The following is a 19904-nucleotide window of genomic DNA, read 5'->3' as shown; positions in this document are numbered from 1 at the left end:
AAATGATATGAAACCGGATGAGAAACGCAAAGAAAACGTTCAAATTGCTTATATCGGAGGCGGCTCGCGCGGATGGGCTTGGGGATTGATGAGCGACCTCGCAGCAGAAAGCGAGCTTGCCGGCACCGTTAAGCTGTATGATATTCATTATGAGTCAGCCGCGCAAAATGCGGTCATCGGCAACAGGCTGTCACAAGCCGCTGACACGAAGGGCAAGTGGCGGTATGAGGCGGTGCCTGCCCTGCAGGATGCATTGCAAGGCGCAGATTTCGTTATCATTTCCATATTGCCTGGAACCTTTGTGGAGATGGAATCCGATGTCCATTTGCCGGAGGAATACGGGATTTACCAGTCGGTAGGCGATACGGTCGGACCTGGCGGACTGATCCGTGCGCTTCGTACTATCCCGCTATATGTCGAGATTGCGAATGCGATCAAGCAACATGCGCCAGATGCCTGGGTCATTAACTACACGAATCCAATGACGCTGTGCACGAGGACGCTTTACGAGGTGTTCCCGGAGGTGAAGGCCATCGGATGCTGCCACGAGGTGTTTGGCACGCAGCACTTGCTCGCTTCCATGGTGGAGAAAAAGCTGGGAGTCGCTTCGGTTGACCGGCGCGAGATCAAGGTCAACGTACTCGGCATCAATCATTTTACATGGCTGGACAGAGCCTCTTACCAAGGCATCGATCTATTTCCGCTTTACAAGGAATTCGTTGACGAGCATTATGCGGAAGGGTATGAAGGCAAGAAAAAAGGCCACTGGCTCAACGATCATTTTGCTTCAGCGCAGCGTGTCAAATTTGATTTATTCCGAAAGTACGGCATCATTGCTGCGGCTGGCGATAGGCATCTGGCGGAGTTTATGCCGGGCGAGCTTTATTTGAAGGACCCTGAAACGGTGCAAAGCTGGAAATTCAGCCTAACGAAGGTGGACTGGCGGAAGAAAAACCAGGCAGATCTTTATGCCAAGGGACAGCGGCTTGCAACTGGAGAGGAAGCATTCGAGGTGAAGCCTACCGGAGAGGAAGGCATCGAGATGATAAAAGCGTTGCTCGGAATGGGCGGGCTGATTACGAACGTAAATATGCCGAATCGCGGACAGATCGAAGGCTTGCCGGCCGGAACCGTCGTTGAGACGAACGCCGTATTCGGCTATAACCACGTAAGCCCGGTTCTTGCTGGCAAGCTTATCCCTGAGGTGGAGCAGCTGGTGCTGCCGCATGTAACGAACCAGGAAATGACGCTTCAGGCCGCCTTAAACAAAGACAAAGCCTTGGCGCTACAGGCTTTCATGAACGATCCGCTTGTCAGACTGTCTAAGCAAGCTGGCTCAGCATTGTTTGAGAACATGCTTCAGAACACGAAGCCGATGCTGCCTGGCTGGGACCTGTAGTTAAAATGACAAAGATAAAGCAATTCCTTTTTAAAGGGATTGCTTTTTTTGTGCATGCCGTCGTTGTATGAAATTGTTCGATGTAGCGAATGAGCTTCTTCACAAAAAACCGCCGTAATGATATAAGAGCGTAATCTTAGCGCTACTTGAAAGGCGTGAGGTTCTATGCTAAAAACAAGTATATGTTGTCATAAAAGCAACGTAAAAGGAGCCCCTGCATGAGTGGTAATCATTATTATGGATTCTGGAATGAAGCGAATGTGACGATTCGGGATATACGATATATAAGGATAGAACCAAGCAGAGAAAAAACTCGTTATCGATTGCCGACAAGCAGTTATATTTACGTCACTAGAGGAAGCGGTGTTGTGTGGCTGGACGAGCAGCTGCACCGGGCAAGCAGCAATTATTTGCTGCATGGCGCCAAAGGAACGGAGCTCGTCATAGAAACATCGGATTTTCTAGAGTACTATATCCTAATGTACCGGGCGGAACGATATATGGCGAGAGAGTCATCCTCTGCCGAGCGTGCCGAAGCAGCAGATCCTCCTCTTCAGCAATATGGATACGCTCCAATCTATCCAGCAGAACTGCGGAGTACATTGGAGCAGATGTACCGCGCCTGGAAAGCATCGACGCAGCTTGAACGCCTGCATGTCAAATCGGCTTTTTATCATTTTGTTTACCATCTTCTATGGCAAATGCAGCGCCAGGATATCATTCCGATGAAACCCAATTTGTTGGACCAGGCTATCCGTTATATGAACGATCATTACAATAAGTCGATTACAATCGAAATGATAGCAGATGCGCTCAATTGCAGCACGCGTTATTTGAATAAGCTGTTCAGCCAGAAGCTGCAGGATAGTCCTATTCGCGTACTGAGGCAGATTCGTATGGAGCACGCCGTATACTTACTCCGTCATTCTGACATGAGCCTGCATGAAATTGCCGAGCGAGTAAGCTATTCCGATGCTCGTGCATTGAGCCGAGTATTCAAGAGCCATCTTGGAATGTCGCCATTACAGTATAGAATAGAAAATAATACGCGTGATACAGTTCCGAAATTGTCATCGATTAGTTCCGATGGAGTCGTTGTGTCTGCTTTGCCTCGATGCTATATTGATAACGGTTATCATAATCAATTGAGAAATTATCGAAGGGAAGAAGCAGTCATGTTTAAGCCGTCCAAACCATCTATTGCCGCTGTGATGTTCATTTGCTTCACGGTCCTGCTTGGGGCCTGCAATAATTCAACAAGTAACACATCAACTCATTCAACCGTTACAAGTGAGGGGGCAACTACATCCCCTGAACAAACTGCCAATGCGGCGGAAAAGCCCGGAGAGAATCGTACAAGAAGCTACAGCGATAAGTTTGGAGAACGCCAAATTCCGGTTAACCCGCAAAAAATTTATGCGATGGGAGCCGCTTCTCCCCTACTGGCATTGGGCATCCAGCCAATCGGCGCTCCAACTTACGAAGTAGCGCCGGATTACTACTTGAGCAACAATCCGAACAAAATTAACATCGTTGGCGACTATCCGCCAAATTATGAGGCAATCGCAGACTTAAACCCGGATCTGATTCTCGCCGCAGACTACATCGATGCTGAAGTTTATGAGCAGCTTGCGAAGATTGCGCCAACCGCTACTTTTCTTTGGCAGGGACAAGATATTTATGATCAACTGAAGCAGGTAGCCGGCATTGTAGGGAAAACCGCAGAAGCTGACGCTTGGATTCAAACGCATCGTGAAAAAGCAGAAAAGGCTAAATTAGAAGTTCAACAATCCGTTGCCATGGACGAAACGGTCTCTATTCTCTGGATCTATAAAGATTCCTTCCAGGTTGTCGGCAATCGAAATGTCGGCCATGTCATTTATGATCTTCTGGGAATAAAACCGCTTCCGGCTATCCAACAAAAGATTGAAGAAGGAAAAAAAGAATTCGTATATACGGATAAGCTCTCATTGGAAGTGCTGCCCGAGTATGATGCCGATCACCTTATCGTAATGGTATCCGATGTTGAAGCAGGCTCTGAAGAGAACTATAAAATCATGCAGGATTCGGCCATTTGGAAAGGGCTCAAAGCAGTCAAAAATAATAAAGTGCATGAAGTTCCCTATGATAAATGGTGGTCATACACCGTGTTAGCATCCGATGGACTACTGAAGGATGCAGTAGAGCTTTTCAAGCCGTAATATAAATAACCCCACACGATTCTATCCTTTAGTTCTCATTCATGAAGGATAGAATCCCTCCTCTCCAAAATCCCCGCCTTCGAGTGCCCTGCTAGCAAGGTTCTTATTTCCAGGTTTAGTTACTTAATGTAAAAATCAAATGTTGGATAAACAAGCTTTTTATTTCATGTCATGTATTTAAATAATGAATAGTCATTGACTCCTTTACGAAGGTTACTTTAATATCATGAATGGCTGTAGCCAGGCAATTCTAGTACCGCGTTAAAGCTTATCTATTCAAAAAGAGGTTTTTTTTTGACCAATTACTGATAATGATAATCATTAACGTTATGGATTGTCACCCTATATATAATCTTTTACATAAGGAGAGGTTAACAAAAATGTTAGGTCGTGTATTTGGAACAAACGTAAAACAGAAAGTATCTATCGCCGTATTGATCTCATTATTCGTGTCTTTACTTTCAGGTTTTTCAGCAACTGTGAATGCAGCGGAATTAGAGCTCACTCCAGCGACTTTAAACTATGTGAAGTATTCGGATAAAAATGTATCGTTTGACGAAACCGTCGGCAATAACTATTACGATGCCAAAACCTACGAGCTTAACGGACAGAAATATTTAAGAGTAAACGTACTGGAATCGTGGATTAATCTAAAGCTTGAAATTGATGGCGTGACTCCTACAGTAGGAGATTCTGTCTACAATGATGCAGGTCTTCCCGCAAAAGTATTTGACTATCCCATTGAGAGCTTTACCGCTCCAATAGTGGGAAGAATCACTTATACTGCTGGTTCGCACCAAGGTAACCATCCAACCTACATAATTATCAATCAGGATGCTACCGCTGAAACTAGAGCGGCATTAAAGGCAAAGCTAGTAGAAGGAAATGCGATTGCAAACAAAAGCAATCCGTTAATTCAAGCGATTGCAACAGCAAATGCAGCCGACAATTTAGTATCTCGCGAGGCTGATCTTCAAGCACAGATCCATGCCCTGAATGCAGCTATTGCTAAAGAATCGGTAGAGTTAACTCCTGCGGCTTTAAATTACGTGAAATATACGGACAAAAACGTATCGTATGACGGCACCGTTGGCAGCAATTATTACGATGCCAAAACCTATGAGTTTAATGGACAAAAGTTCTTGCGCGTAAACGTACTGCAATCATCCATTAACTTGAAGCTTGAAATCGACGGCGTGACTCCGACAGTTGTGAATTCTGTTTACGATGACAACGAAGTCGTCGTTGCCAATGTATTTGACTATCCAATCGGGAATTTCACCGATCCATTAGTGGGTAGAATTACTTACACGGCAGGCGCACATCAAGGCAACCACCCTACTTATATCATAATCAATCAAGACGCTACTGCTAATACCAGAGCCGCATTGAAGGCTAAGCTATTAGAAGCAAATGCGGTCGCGAATAAAAGCATTGCGTTAACTCAAGCGATTGCAGCAGCAAGCGGAGCCGATCATCTGCTCTCGCGTGAAGCTGAGCTTCAAGCACAGCTAACGGCGCTAACTGCAACAATTGCAAAAGAATCCGCGGAATTAACAGCTGCTTCGCTAAACTATGTGAAGTATTCAGACAAAAACGTATCGTATGACGGTACCGTTGGCAGCAATTATTACGATGCAAAAACCTTTGTGCTTGATGGACAGAAATATTTGCGCGTAAGCGTCCTGCAGTCATCCATTAATTTGAAGCTTGAAATCGATGGATCGACTCCGACAGTCGCATACTCTGTTTACAATGACAACGAAGTTGTCGTTGCCAAAGTATTCGACTATCCAATCGAGAGCTTTACCGCTCCGCTAGTAGGCAGAATTACTTACACGGCAGGCGCGCATCAGGGTAACCACCCTACTTATATCATAATCAATCAAGACGCTACCGCTAATACGAGAGCCGCATTAAAGGCTAAGCTAGCAGAAGCAAATGCGATCGCGAATAAGAGCAATGCATTGACTCAAGCGATTGCAGCAGCTAGTGGAGCTGATCATTTGCTCTCGCGTGAAGTTGAACTGCAAGCACAGTTGACGGCGCTAGCTACAGCTGTCGCAAACGAAACAGCTGCTAGCCCTAATCCAAATCCGGGTCCAAATCCAAGTCCAACCTCAAATCCAAGCCCGAGTCCTAGTCCAAGCCCGACACCTATTCCAGATGCTCCTAAATTTAATGACGTTAATAGCCACTGGGCTGCAAGCGAGATTGAACGCGCTGTTACTCTGGGCATTACTAACGGATATGCAGATGGTTCATTCAAGCCGAATGCTACCATTAACCGTGCTGAATTTACTACGCTTATCGCTCGTGCCTTCAAGCTAGAGAATGCAACGGAAACCGTTAATTTTGCCGACGGTAACCATATTCCAGCATGGGCACAATCCTTGATTCAACAAGTCGTTGCCGCAGGAATCATTAGCGAGTATGAGGATAACACCTTCAGAGCCGCCGCAAATATTTCACGTTCCGAAATGGTCGTCATGGTCGTTCGCGCACTTGGACTTCCATTGGAATCTGCCGAATCATTAACGTTTGACGATTCAGAAAGCATTCCACAGTTCGCAAAAGCATATGTAGCTACAGCTTTAAAGCATGGTTTGATTAAAGGAAAAAACGAAAAAGAATTCGGTGCTAACTTAGAAGCATCAAGAGCAGAAGCGCTGACGCTCATTCTGCGCGCTATTGATTCTGCTGCTCCAGCTACTGAATAAGCCTTAAACCGTGCAAATGTTGTAGGCAATCGCCATACATGAATGAGTGCGTATTTTATGAAAAGGAAGAGATCGAGCCATAACGATCTCTTCCTTTTTTTCTATTTATAGCGCACTCCGATATGAGGGTTTTATGTATATCTCTGTCGAAAGAAAGCGTATTTTCGCTTGGCGGGATGAATTCGCGGTGCTACACTTATGGAGAGCATTTTCTCGCGGAAATAGACCGCCAAGGAGGATTTCGGATGGACGATAAGCAAGCCATAATTCGATGCTTCGGGCGTTTTATGCTGGTGGCCCCCAGCGGAGAAGCGGTGAAATGGCGCACGTCCAAAGCCGAGGAGCTGTTGGCATATCTCGTCCATCATCGGGGAGAGGCTATAGACCGACCCCGAATCATGGACGCTCTATGGGGCAATGATGCCGCGAAAACTCCCTCCTATTTCAACACGACTGCACACTATCTTCGCAGCAACCTAATGAACGTCGGACTAGCCGATATTTTGCAGCATAACAAGGGAAAGTATCGCATTCGGGTCGAGGCGTTCGATGTGGACTCGCTTGCCTTCGAACGGTGGCTGCCCTCCTGCAAGGCCATTCATTCCGGCAACATCGCCGGATGCGAGGATACAGCCAAGCTGTATACGGGCGGCTACTTGGCGAACAAAGATTACAGCTGGACGGAGCAGCGACGAGCGTCGTTCGAGAACCATTACCTGAAGCTCATAATGGGGATGAACGACTACTATATGGGCGAAGGGCAATATTTTGCCTCAATTAAACTCCTGAAAAAAGCGATTAAACAAATACCATGGAACGAAACCTTGCGCACCCAGCTGATTTTAGCGCATTTGGAGGATCACGACCACCTCGGCGCCTTGAAACAATTCGATGCGCTTAAACGAATGCTACGCCGTGAATACCGGGAAGATCCCAGCGATGAGATCAAACGTTTGATGCATGTAAGGAACTAGGACTTTAAGATTATTCAGCATGCAAAAAAGGCAATATATCTAGTTTATTCGACAAATTGAAAATTATGGAAACCATCCTGTTTATCCCTGTACATCCCTTATCTATCAAGTGATTCCGGGATATTTCACCTTCAAATCCCTTCAAATCTTGTTTACTATCTATTTGCTAAAATAGATCTTAAGTTTGATAACTATTACATAGGGACAGGAGTTTGATTATGAAGAAAACATGGATCGTTATGAGTCTCGTGGCTTTGCTTAGCTCTTCTGTGCTCGTATTCACACAAGACCCCGCACAGGCCAAAACATCGGCAGACTTCGCCGATCTCAAGGATCTGGACGCAGCGACCAAAGCCAAGTTCGACGCGATGATCAGCGCTGGAATCTTCGATGGTGTTGCCGAAGGGAAATTCGGCGTGAAGGAAGAGATGAATCGCGCTCAATTCGCGAAAGTAGCTGCTTTGATCTACGATTTGGATGTCAATAAAGACTTGAAAACATCCAGCTTTAAGGACGTGAAATCGGACGACCTCGCAAATGGTTATGCCTTGCCTTATATTGAGGCACTTAAAGAATCGGGAATCACCGATGGTTTTAGCGAAGGCACATATAATCCAGCCGGCAAAGTGAGCAAAGAACAACTAGCCACATTTCTCGTTCGGGGTCTTGGCAAACGCGACGAAGCTGAATCAAAGACTGGCGTTACGGATAATACGGTATCCGACTGGGCCAAAGGTTACGTGGAGCTTGCTTTGCAGCTCAAGCTCTTGAATAACAATGCAAACGGCACATTCGGCGGCTCTACGAGCGCTACAAGAGATCTATTGGTAACAGGCTCTTTCGAAGCCAAACAGCAGTTCGTAGCCATCCAACCGTCACCGACTCCAACGGCTACGCCTGTATCTACACCAGTGCCAACGCAAGCGCCAACTCAAGTACCAACTCAACAACCCACGTCGACACCGTCATCAACACCGACATCGACGCCAATTGAATCGCCTACATCGACGCCTGCCGTGTCTCCAATTACTTATGAGCTTAAGGTAGGCAGCAATTTGAATGCCATCGCGATCACTTATGATCATAATCAGAATAACAGCTTGCGTATTGCGAGAAGTGATACTCCAATTGATGCTCCACTCATCGGAACGGACGCATCTACGATAGACGCTTTGAACGAGTACACTGCTGGTTCAGACATTTCAGATTTTACGATTACGCAATACCTCGGTTTGTACGAAGTGAACAGCGAAGGAGTTATCGTGAAATTTAGCAACATCTATTTGGATGGACCAAAAACGGTGGCAATTCCTTCATTTAATTTCACTAAACACGAGGTTTTGCCAGGCGGTGTCTTAAGCCTCGGTTCATTTCCAAATGCTGAATTTCCCGGTGCAGTAGCATGGGAAGTGAAATCCGGTAGCGATCTAATTGCTGGAACGCCTCCAGTTGGTGCTATATTCGGTGGCGAAGCAGCCGTATCAGGAACTTATTATGCACATCCAAATTTTGTCGCACTTGCAGCTGTTGATAGCGAAGGTAAAGTAGTCGGATACACGTTCCAGTCTACGAACAGTTTGTTTGAAGAGGAACCGAATCCATGCATGATTAATCCGATAGCATGTGGCCCTATTGTTATTCCTCCTATTAATCCAATACCATAATCTTTAGACAGCTGTTCCATTCGAATAGGCCTTACCCAACTATTTGGGTAAGGCCTGTTTTTTATTAGCTCAAGCTTAACCCAATAACCCGCTCCCGCTGTAGCTCCACCTAAACCTTAGAGATACACATACCGTTGAAATGATCTTTTTAAATTTAGCATCACGATGTGAGCTCCGTTCAACCAGAATCCTCTCATTTCGATGGGATATATGCGCCGTTCTTCATCAAGATTTTTTATTCTGCAACCATTTCCCCATAAAAAAGCTCCTGCCGCTTTAAAGCCGACAGGAGTACATTGCGCTGCATTAACCCTTAATATTGATTGTATATCCGGTAAAGAAATACTGCCGCTTCCGCTCGTGTCGTTGGCGCCTGAGGGTTTAGCTTATCCCCCGAACCGGTGATTAGACCTTCCTCCACCAGCATAGCTAGACTCTCCTTCGCATAAGCTGCGATGTTCCCTTTGTCACTGAACGAAGCCAGAATGGCCGGATCTCCAGTGGCTTTCAACTGCTTGGCCTGCTCCAAAGCACGAGCGGTCAGAACCATCATATCCTGCCGCGAAATGCTCTCCAGCGGATGGAATTTATTATTGCCAGCACCGGTAGCTAGGCCAAGCTGCTTCGCAATGCCAAGCGCATCGTAATAGTAGGCGTTTGGCTCCGCATCCGCAAAGTTACCTTCGAATTTCGCCGTCAATCCCAAGGTTTTAACGAGCAAGACCAGATAATCCGCGCGAGTAATGCGGTCTGACGGAGAATAGGCCCCCGCTACCGTTCCGTTAATGATGCCCTTCGAGGCCAATACCTCGATCGACTGTCTTGCCCATTCTACGCTGCTCAGATCGTTGAAGGTCTTCTTCACGTAAGCTACGGCATAATCGCTGAAGTGTGTCGTAGCAAAGGTCACTGTCCCGCTCTTTGCATCATAACGTCCGCTTGGAACCGCGATAATGTTGCCGTTGCCGTCCATGTACCAGATAACGATGTGCTCCGGATTTTCTAATTCTTCAATCGTTGGCACGTATGGGATAGAAATTTTGACGGCTGCAGCCGGATTATTCCATGACGTCTCCAAGCCATCCAGAGCCAGCGTAAGCTCCACTATCGGTCGATTGCCGATTGCGGCTTTCACTTCAGCGGACAAACCGGATTTATCGGCTAGCCCAATCGTAATGCCCGCTATCTTCCCCTCTGTTCCCACAACACCTTCTAGCATGTCTGACGGGATTGCAATTGTGCCCATTTGGGTGGTGAAGATGAGTTCTCCTGCTCCCTGAGCGTTGGTCAGCGTCTCAGCAGGTACTTCCAATGTATAGAAGTTAGCATCAGGAATAGCCGGTACGGTAATTTCCGTTGTCTCCCCACTTGCGAGGAGCTTATCTGCCAATGCTCCGACAGCTATCGTTGCGCGTCCTGTCTTTGCATCAATCTTAACCGGGAGCGTTGACGCCGTGCCAGGGATATTCACATAGTAAACCGGTGTTAATGCACCGCCAGCTCCACTGGTTTCGGGTCTAGAAACCATTAGCGATACTGCGTATGTGTCAGTAGAATCGATTTCACCGTCATTAGCAATGAAAACTAGCGTAACTGTGCCTTCGCTAGTCGGCATATACGTATACGCCGTTAATGCTGATATTGCTGCTGCACCGTTCACCGATACTTCATAGGATAGCGAGTCTCCATCCGCATCTTCAAATATGGCCGTAAGATCGAGCGTATACGGCGTGTTTACCGTCACTGCTGCATTCGTCGTGGCACTAACATTGGGCTTGCGAACAGGCAATGCATTTACCGTCAGCTCCACCGTATAGGTATCAGTAGAATCGATGTTGCCATCGTTTGCCCTGAAAACCAGCGTCACTTTGCCTGCTGAAGTTGGCGTATAGGTATAAGCTGACGCCGCCGTTGCCGGCGCTTCACCATCCACGGATACGTTGTAGCTCAGCGTATTGCGGTCCGCATCTTCAAATATAGCCGTGAGATCGAGCGTATACGGCGTATTCAACGTCACTACTGCATTCGTCGTTGCACCCACATTGGGCTTGCGAACAGGCAATGAGTTAACCGTCAGCTCCACCGTATAGGTGTCGGTAGAATCGATGTTGCCATCGTTTGCCGTGAAAACCAGCGTCACTATGCCTGCTGTGGTTGATGCATACGTGTAAGCTGCTGCTGCACTTGTCGGCGCTTCACCGTCCACGGATACTTTATAGGTCAGCGTATTGTTGTCTGCATCTTCAAATATCGTAGCAAGGTCAAGCGTATATGGCGTATTCACCGTTACTACCGCATTCGCCGTTGCACCCACGTTGGGCTTGCGAACGGGCAATGCATTTACCGTTAGCTCTACCGTGTAGGTGTCAGTAGAATCGATATTGCCATCGTTTGCCCTGAAAATCAGCATCACTATGCCTGCTGTAGTTGGCGTATAGGTATAAGCTGCCGCTGCATTTGCCGAAGCCTCACCATCCACGGATACGTTGTAGCTCAGCGTATTGCGGTCCGCATCTTCAAATACAGCCGTGAGATCGAGCGTATACGGCGTATTCACCGTCACTATTGCATTCGCTGTTGCGCCTACATTCGGATTGCGAACAGGTAATGAATTCACCGTCAGCTCCACCGTGTACGTGTCAGCCGAATCGATTATGCCATCGTTTGCCGTGAAAATCAGCGTCACTAGACCTGTAGTGGTTGGTGTATAGGTGTAAGCCGCTGCTGCAGTTGTGGATGCTTCACCATCAACAGACACTTTGTAGCTTAGCGCATTGCCGTCCACATCTTCAAATATAGCCGTAAGATCGAGCGTATACGGCGTATTCAACGTCACTACTGCATCCGTCGTTGCACCTACATTCGGATTGCGAGCAGGCAATGAATTGGCCGTCAGCTCCACGGTGTATGTGTCATTGGAATCTACATATGTGTCGCTGGCCGTGAAAATCAGTGTTACTAACCCTGCTGAAGTCGGAGTGTACGTGTAGCTCTCAGCCGCAGCGGTTGACGGCGCGCCATTCACGGATACCTTATAGCTCAATAAATTGCTGTCCGCGTCTTCAAAAATGGTAGAAAGGTCAATCGTATACGGTGTATTGACCGTAACGACCGTTTCATCCGTTGCATCTACATTGGCTTGTCGGGCTGGCACAGCGTTCCCCGTCAAGCTCACTGTATACGTGTCGTCAGAATCGCTTTCCTCATCGCTAGCTGAGAAGACCAGTGTCGCTAAACCCGTTGAAGCCGGCGCGTACGTATAGTTCATAGCCGCCGCTATCGCCTGTGCACCATTCACCGATACCTTGTAGCTCAGTGGATCTCCGTCTGCATCTTCGAAGATTTCCGAGAGATTAAGCGTATATGCGGTATTCACCGATACCGTTGCATTCGCTGTCTCATTTACATTTGATTGACGGTTAGGCTTGTTATTCGGTGCCTCCAAAATGATCAAGACAAAATCCTTTGTCAGGGTCTGTCCCCCAGATCGGCTCACCGCAGCCGTCAATGTTACGGTATGATCGTCGTCGGTAGCTCTAGTCACCTTGCCTGTGCTCGTATCAAGCAGTCCGGCACCGCCCGACACGCTCCACGTAATCGTTGATCCGGCGGCTCCAAAAGCCGGAAGCACAAGATCCTCCGTCACCTCCTCTTTAACGCTGTTCGTGCCCTTAATACTGTCCCATGTTAAGTCCCTATGGTCCATAAAGGTAATTTCGGTAGCCGCATAAGGCTGCCATTGGAGTAAGGGATACGTGTAATCCTCGGCAATTCTCCAAATCGCATTGAAATCCCATCCTGCGAAGGTCGTTTGCCGCTTCAGCTCCGCAGCGCTTTTAGCCACTCCTCCAAAAGAACTTGCAGCAGCCGTATTGTTATAGTAGCTGTTAGAAACAATCCCCGTACCTTGCTTAAATCCAATCAGGCCGCCATTCGCATCGGTACCGCCGCTTGCGCTTCCTGTGCTGTAACTGTAGCTGATATCTCCTCCATTATTCATGCCAACCAGACCGCCAACAAATACAGCCCCGTCGCCGCTTGCATTCCCCCAGCTAAAGCTGTTCATAATATTTCCATTCGCCTTATAACCGACCAAGCCGCCTGCCATTCCTTGTGAACCGGCGTGTGCATTACCCGTGCTGTAGCTGCGGTTTATATTTCCCGTATTTCTGCCAATAAGACCACCTGAGACTGCCGATCCCTTGCCACTCGTATTGCCTGAGCCGTAACTGTCATTCACGGTTCCGCCCGATAGATTTGAACCCACCAAACCGCCCGCAGAAGCTGCTTCTCCACCCTTTACCAAGCTGCTGCTAGCACTAGCGCTGACCGTTCCTCCGTTTGATCCAACCAAGCCACCTAAATAAGCATTATTACTGTCAGTAGCGTTAATAAATCCGCCGCCATTGCTGCCGCTTATCGTTCCAGAAGTCGCATTCGTACCGACCAGGCTGCCCAAGCTAAAATTCGTACTGCTGCTACTAATCGTACTTATGCTCTCGCTATTACTAATATTTCCTTCATTATGGCCTGTCAGGCCGCCTACGTTGTTAGGATCAGTGAAGGAAATCACGCCGTTGCTTCTGCTATTTCTAACCGTTGCGCCAGCATTAATGATTCCGACAAGGCCGCCTACAAATGCGTTGTCTCCCGTAGCGTTAATATCAAAGTTTTCCAGTCTCATATTTTCCAGAACAGCACCGCTCGTTATAGTTGAGAATAGCCCTATAAAAGTGTCAGAGGAATCAATTGTAAGATTTTCAATCGTAAAGCTGGCACCGTCATAGAAGCCGCCAAAGCTGCCGATAGGTGTCCAATTTCCTGTCAAACCAATATTGGCAACCTGCTGAAAGTATGATCCCGGGCCGGGGATCGTAACATTTCTCAGGTTTTCCGCTGTAGCTATCTTATAAGGATTCTCACGCGTGCCTTCCCCGCCTGCAAAAAGAACCGTATCCTCCTCCGCATATACCGACTCAGACGTTCCCACCGTAAGCAATATGCTCGTTATCATACTGATCACGATAAGCATAACGGTCATCTTATGTAATTCTTTTCTATACACGATATTGCCCCTCCCTGTAAACCGTTTCCATATAATAACTAGATTATAGCACGGCCCAATGAAAGAATAATAAAAGAATTTAACGAAAAATAGCGAAAAACCTCATAACAACAGTGCTTTTCGGTTGGTCGAGTGTGAAATAAAACTATCCAATTGGAATTGCAATCGAAAACACTGAGTACTTTGGACTATTAAAATATGGATATATTTTTAGAAAATGCAGGATTTATCATATTTGCCCGCGAACTCATCCTTTAGTCATGTAATAGTCAAAAGCACCATAGGTACAGGAGGTTCATTCGTGCAGGAAAAGGTACCCAATACTAAACCATCAAGTACAACAATAGCCGCACCGATAAGCGGAGGACATTCTGCACCAGCCGGTCCGATAATGAATCCTTCTCATATGACACAAGGCCAAATTCTGCAATTGCAAAGAACAGCAGGCAATCGCGCACTGCAAGGGATTGTAATCCAGCGGGCTGGAGGCGGTGCCAGCGGCGGTACGTCCACGCCGCCAGCGCAAACTCCTGAACAATTACGAAGAGCAGAGCTCGCAGCTTACCGAGATGCCCAGTCACCCGGGATTGCCCAAGCTGCGCTCGATGATACAAGGCAGAAAGTCAAAGGGCAGCTAGGCCTATTTCTGAGTAAGGACAGTCAAGCCGCCAGTATTCGCACCAGTCTGGATGCCAAGGCAACAGAAGCCGTGAAAAGCAATATGGATGCCACTGCCAGTGTATCTGACCAAGCTAGGACCGATGCGAAAAAATACGCGAAAGACTATGCCAAGGCTGGCGTTGACCAGTCCCTGCTTAAATACGCAGGAGACTTGACAGATGCCGAGCTCCCCGATTCCAAGAAAGCAGATTTTGAGGCAGTTACCAAGCAAGGATTCGATACGGTAGCCCCAAAAACGAATAAAGCGCTTGACGAGCAGAAGACGAATGCGCTAGCTGCCGCTAATAAAAAAGCAAAAGAGCTCACTTCCTCCCTTCTTTCGGCCTCTGTTACGAAATCGAAGCGCACGGTTAGTAATAAGGTTAAGAGCGCAGGCTCCAATTTTCTTGATGCTACCATAGACGTTGGCGATGCTGGTAAAAGCGCAGTCACGGATCGGAGTACCATGGATACGAACGGGACTTTGTCTGCTGGACTGAACACGGACGAGATTTATGTGAACGCGCTGGCCAATCCGCTCAAGACAGCGGTTCTCTCCAAACTTGGCGTCGGTCGAGGCGAATTCCGCAGGTCGAAGGAACTGAATACATTCCGCCAAGAGCTGAAGGATGCAGCGCGTGAGAAGGCCAATACGGATATTGACGCCGCCGTGACCAGCTCAACCCCACTGGCCAAAGAGTATAAGTCCATGATGGCCAAAACCAAAGCCTTCAAGCTCGCCAAAGGCTCGGTGGATAAAGTTATGGCAGACAAGGCCACGGAAATTATTGAAGCGACCGTGCCTAAGGACGCGACAAAAGGTAAACTAAACGAAGCAGGGAAGTCTGCTGCATACGACGTCGTCAAGGGAAATTCATCAACTACAGAGAAGATAAAAGCAGCCGCCATTTCCGGTGCTATGCAAGAGGCTAACAAGCTGCTCGTTGTCAATCAGCCTAAAGCCGTTTTAAAAGCACGCGATTTAGTCAAAAAGGTACCGCCTGCTCAGAATACGCAAATGAGCGGCCTGAAAGATGCTGTAAAAACGAAAGTATCCAGCGATGGCATTGCTACAAAAGCGATTGAATCTGTAGAAGCGGAAAACTTGAACAGCGGTTTCGCCAAGCTAGGTAAAATTGTCGATCTCGCCGTGCCTTCCGCAGGAGATTCCGCGTCTCTTGCCGTTGAATTGAAAATACCGGTTCCTAGCGCGCCTGGGCTCTACTTTCTATTCGCATTCGGCGGGGAAGCGGAACGGGAAGAAGACGAGGTCTCGTGTAATACGCAGCTTACTTTCGGGGCAGGCTTCCAAACGTTCGGTCTGGATGCGAACTTCAGACTAGGCGTATACCTGGATGCATCAGGTAAAACGACACAGAGCGTTATGAATTTGATGTCCTATGGCTTATATCGGCAAATGCGTTCCTCACCGATCGTTCCTAAATCGGCGCCAGACTTCTTCTACGGGCAGGGCGGTAGATCAGGCAGCTCTAAGCTTGAGGAAGCCGAGAAATGGGCAATGATGATAGAAGAGCAGGATATGACTGGCGACAACTCGGTAGATATTGGCGTACTTGTGCAATTAGGCATGGAAGCGAACGCAGGTGTAGCTGAGTTTTCGGCTGAGTTGGCGTACAAATATTTAAGCCGCTATAACAAGAAGCTGGTTGATGCCCAAAGTCTGGGACACACAACGCTTGAGGACCGTACCAAACGCATCGGCAAGGGCGAGATCCGTCATGTCGTAGAAGGAGCAACCGAGGTTTCTGTTACGCTCGGCAGTACAAAGGTTGCCTTTGGGCTCGAAGGAGCCATGACCTTCTCCTCGGGCAGGCTAAGAGAGCTTAACCTCGGACTATCGGCCAATGTCCCTGCGCAATTCGGTGAAGAGACGAGCCAGTTTGCCGAAATAGCAGGTAAAATCGTCACGGCCTCCGTCGGCAGCTTGAAAAACCTGGTTGCGCTTATTCAATCCAAATATAAGAGCAGTCACGGGGGGCCTGCGATGGACGGTACGCGTACGGCTGGCTCTGTCGTAGATTCCGGCAGTGATGCCTTGTTTATGGGCAGCCATTTCGACAGCATCGGAGCAAGTCTATCCGACAAAATTACCGGCGACGAAACCGTTAATGATACGATTCGCAGCTGGCTTCCTGGACAAGACAGCTCTGCTAGTGATATTGAGCAAGTCGGCAAGATTGGCTTGTCCAACTCGCTGCAGCTGGCCATTGCATTCGAGAAAAGCTGGGATGCGGCTGGAGCTGCCGGTGATTGGGAAATTGCGTTAAGCGCAAGCCAAGTGAAGTCACTTTCGATTGACGCGGGAATCGCCGTAGTTGAAGTGGAGAAAGCAAAACGAATTGGTAAAATCGGCTTTAACCAAGATGGGTTGACTGGCGGCATAGCCGGTTTGGAAAAATAAGTCCTCTCTGACGTAGAACGACTGCTAGCGCAGAGAAGAAGGGATGTTAATCACAATGAACAAACCAGGTAATGAAAAGCTAATTCTTGACCATCCTGTCTCCTTTACCACATTGGCTGGACAATCGATTCCAGCACGGCTGCAAGAAATCAGGTTATCTACAAAAGATGACTTAAGGCGCTGCACTCTACGCCTTGAGCTGGGCCCAGCTGCCTTCCTGAGCATCGCCCAGGGCGAATGGTTCGGGCTGCATCCTGCTGCTAACGGTGGGTTAACCGTCAGCAGCTTCGACCTTAATCTGCCTGTAGAGCTGCAACTCTTGCTCCGCAAAGGTATCGCCGAACCGCTTTTGCAAGAAGCAACGAGCGGTGAGGACATCATTAAAGCTTTGCTCGGTTCCTCAACTGATGAAGCGAACGTTAAGCTTAATATAAGTGAAAATTGGCTGGCTACCGATATCAAGCAGGAGATGAATCTGCCTGAGGAATTAGCTGATCAAGGCAAGCTCAAGCACGGCTTCCGAACGCAGTGGGCCGAAGCTTCAAGCTCGAGCGGCGCTGCTGCAGCTATCGTTCAAGGTGCTATGCATGAAACGGTAGATCAACTGCTAAGCGGCTGGAATTGGAGCTTCCGGCGCGAGGACTCCGAATTGCTTTCCGTGAAGTTTAGCGGAGAATCTGGTCATTGGACGGTCCTCATCGCAACGGATGAGGACAAAAGTCTGTGCCTCATCTATTCTATCTACCCTGTACTGGTGCCGGAAGCCCGCAGATCGGACGCAATGGACTGGATGACCGAGGTAAACTATAATTTACCGATTGGCTGCTTTGAAATGGACCTCGCTGACGGAGAGCTTCGCTTTCGCAGCGGAATTGACGTCGAGCAGGACCGTCTAAGCAAGGAACTGCTGAGTAACCTGCTAATGACGAATATGGCGGTCATGGATATGTATTTTGCCGAACTGGCACATTTAACGGAACAAGCCTAATAGAAAGAGGCATGAGCTAAGCTCATGCCTCTTTTCAGTTTAGAAACGGTATCATCGGGATGGAGCAATCGACCCCTGTTATGTTCATCGGATTGTTCGCATTATATTACGAATGCCGAAACTCGCTATAATGCAAGGCGCTATGGACATGGTTGGCAAAACTATTGAAGCCTTCAATCTGACTACTTCTTCTGGGCAAGGTCGCTGTTCTTAAATTCTTGCGGCGTCATCCCATAGTGGGATTTAAACAGCTTAATAAAATACTGCGGTTTCTGATAGCCAACCTCAAGCGCAATTTGGCTTATTTTCAAATCCTTGTGCTTCAGCAATTGAACGGCTTTCTCCATTCGCAGGCGTAGCACGTAGTTCGAAAAGTTTTCTCCTGTTTCCTGCTTAAATAAGTTGGATATATATACGGGATGCAGGTTGACGTGATCGGCTACCGTTTGAAGCGTTATATCTTTTATATTCTCCTGTATAAACCGGCGGATCCGTTCCATCAAGTCGAAACGTATGTTATCCGAACGGCTATCGCTGTAAGCTTTAATTTGGACATAGCTGCCGAAAGCCCATTCTTTTAACGGCTCCAGACTCCAGCTGGCATCGATTTTCAGCATTTTCTCGATATCTCTGCCAAACACCTCAAAGATTCGTTTGCCTTTCTTGTGCAAATAATAGGAATAGGTTTGCAGCAAGGTAACGTAGATTTCAACCCCGTATTCACGTGCCCCGCTGCCAGCGCCTTCAAGCTCATCGAATATCCGGGTCAGCTTGCTCTCAAATGCCGTCCATTGCTCGATATCAATTAACTCCATTAACGTTTGGGAACGATAAAGCTCCGCAAGCGGCTGGATTTCGAAAACTTCTTTCTTTTGCGTCACGTTAAAAAAGCTTTCCGTCTGGTTGCCTATGTAATCGGTATAAATGCTTAGCGCAGAGTGGTACATGGACTGTACGTCTTTCGGGAATCCTCCCCCATTGCTTAGTACAAAGGAAACCTTCGATTTTAAATATAATTTAATTTGATGCTGGGAGAGCCTAGCCAGGTCTTCTATCAATGCTGTATTGTCTGTTCCTGCTTGCTCTATTGCGCTTACTTGAACCAGGAAAACCAAATAATCATGCGAGTCTTTGCAATGCATCACATTGAATTTATCCGAAAAAACCTCTTCTACGATGTTGAACATGGCATATTCGATCAACGAGAGACTATAAAGATCCGTATTCGAATAATCCTCCTCTACCCTCATGCATAAAAGGATAGCCTCCTTTTCAACAGAAAAGGGAAGCCCGTAAAGATGGATCTTCTCCTTCAAATCGGATATAGGGTAATTTTTGCCGGATATCAATTCATACAAAAACATTTCTCTTAATTTGGGCAAGCTTTCTCGGAATCGGTAAACGAATTTTTGCTGATTCAACAGCTCATTTCCTTCTTCTGTAATTCGGTTAATAATGCTCCGAAGGGTTTGTTCCAATTCCTCGTTCGATACCGGCTTCAAGAGATAATCGCTTACTTGCTGCTGAATGGCTTCCTTCGCATATTGAAATTCATCATACCCGGTAATAATAACCGCTTTTGTGTTTTTCCATTTCTCATTGATTCGGGCGATCAATTCAAGCCCAGTCATTCCGTTCATTTGAATATCCGTGACCACAATATCAACGGAACGGTAATTTAGCAGCTCCAAGGCCTCTTCACCGGAATAAGCCTTATACACATTGGTGATGCCCATTTGCTCCCATGGAAGTCCAATCGCCAGACTGTCAACCAAGTGCGTGTGATCGTCCACGATCAATATTTCGAACAT

At 47.4% G+C, this 19904-nt stretch carries 9 protein-coding genes and 1 pseudogene; 7 read left to right on the top strand and 3 right to left on the bottom strand.

Annotated elements, in window-relative coordinates; genetic code table 11:
* The first annotated feature begins 7 nt into the window (after positions 1-7).
* The 5 genes from AC0YN3_RS20740 (at position 8) to AC0YN3_RS20720 (ending at position 8958) form a co-directional block, all read left to right on the top strand.
* On the top strand, positions 8-1399 hold the full coding sequence (locus AC0YN3_RS20740) for a family 4 glycosyl hydrolase (protein ID WP_475776866.1): 1392 nt from the start codon (positions 8-10) through the stop codon (positions 1397-1399).
* A 218-nt stretch (positions 1400-1617) separates the two neighbouring features.
* A complete protein-coding gene (locus AC0YN3_RS20735; RefSeq protein WP_475776865.1) occupies positions 1618-3600 on the top strand; it encodes an ABC transporter substrate-binding protein in 1983 nt (660 codons plus the stop codon).
* A 380-nt stretch (positions 3601-3980) separates the two neighbouring features.
* A complete protein-coding gene (locus tag AC0YN3_RS20730; RefSeq protein ID WP_475776864.1) occupies positions 3981-6320 on the top strand; it encodes an S-layer homology domain-containing protein in 2340 nt (779 codons plus the stop codon).
* 245 nt (positions 6321-6565) lie between these two features.
* Entirely contained in the window at positions 6566-7294 is a 729-nt protein-coding gene (locus AC0YN3_RS20725; RefSeq protein WP_475776863.1) for an AfsR/SARP family transcriptional regulator, read from the top strand.
* A 218-nt stretch (positions 7295-7512) separates the two neighbouring features.
* Positions 7513-8958 (top strand): S-layer homology domain-containing protein, encoded by a 1446-nt coding sequence (locus AC0YN3_RS20720; protein ID WP_475776862.1) that lies wholly within the window; start codon positions 7513-7515, stop codon positions 8956-8958.
* Positions 8959-9271: 313 nt separating this feature from the next.
* Here AC0YN3_RS20720 and AC0YN3_RS20715 read toward each other — a convergent pair whose 3' ends face one another.
* Both AC0YN3_RS20715 and AC0YN3_RS20710 read right to left on the bottom strand, forming a co-directional pair.
* Complete coding sequence (locus AC0YN3_RS20715; protein ID WP_475776987.1) at positions 9272-9931, bottom strand: S-layer homology domain-containing protein; 660 nt, start codon at positions 9929-9931, stop codon at positions 9272-9274.
* Between the two features lie 2478 nt (positions 9932-12409).
* Positions 12410-12664 (bottom strand): annotated as a pseudogene (locus AC0YN3_RS20710) (immunoglobulin-like domain-containing protein); the annotation flags it as partial.
* Between the two features lie 1660 nt (positions 12665-14324).
* Between AC0YN3_RS20710 and AC0YN3_RS20705 the strand changes: the two are divergent.
* Complete coding sequence (locus AC0YN3_RS20705; RefSeq protein ID WP_475776861.1) at positions 14325-17105, top strand: hypothetical protein; 2781 nt, start codon at positions 14325-14327, stop codon at positions 17103-17105.
* Positions 17106-17160: 55 nt separating this feature from the next.
* Positions 17161-18093: a YbjN domain-containing protein gene (locus AC0YN3_RS20700; RefSeq protein WP_475776860.1), complete on the top strand. Its 933-nt coding sequence runs from the start codon at positions 17161-17163 to the stop codon at positions 18091-18093.
* A gap of 182 nt (positions 18094-18275) precedes the next feature.
* Here AC0YN3_RS20700 and AC0YN3_RS20695 read toward each other — a convergent pair whose 3' ends face one another.
* Positions 18276-19904 carry a response regulator transcription factor gene (locus AC0YN3_RS20695; RefSeq protein ID WP_475776859.1) on the bottom strand — a complete coding sequence of 543 codons (1629 nt, stop codon included), beginning with the start codon at positions 19902-19904 and terminating at the stop codon, positions 18276-18278.

Source organism: Paenibacillus sp. J22R232 (assembly GCF_056269165.1).
Note: the sequence above shows the minus strand (reverse complement) of the source record. Positions and strands in the feature narration are given on the sequence as shown.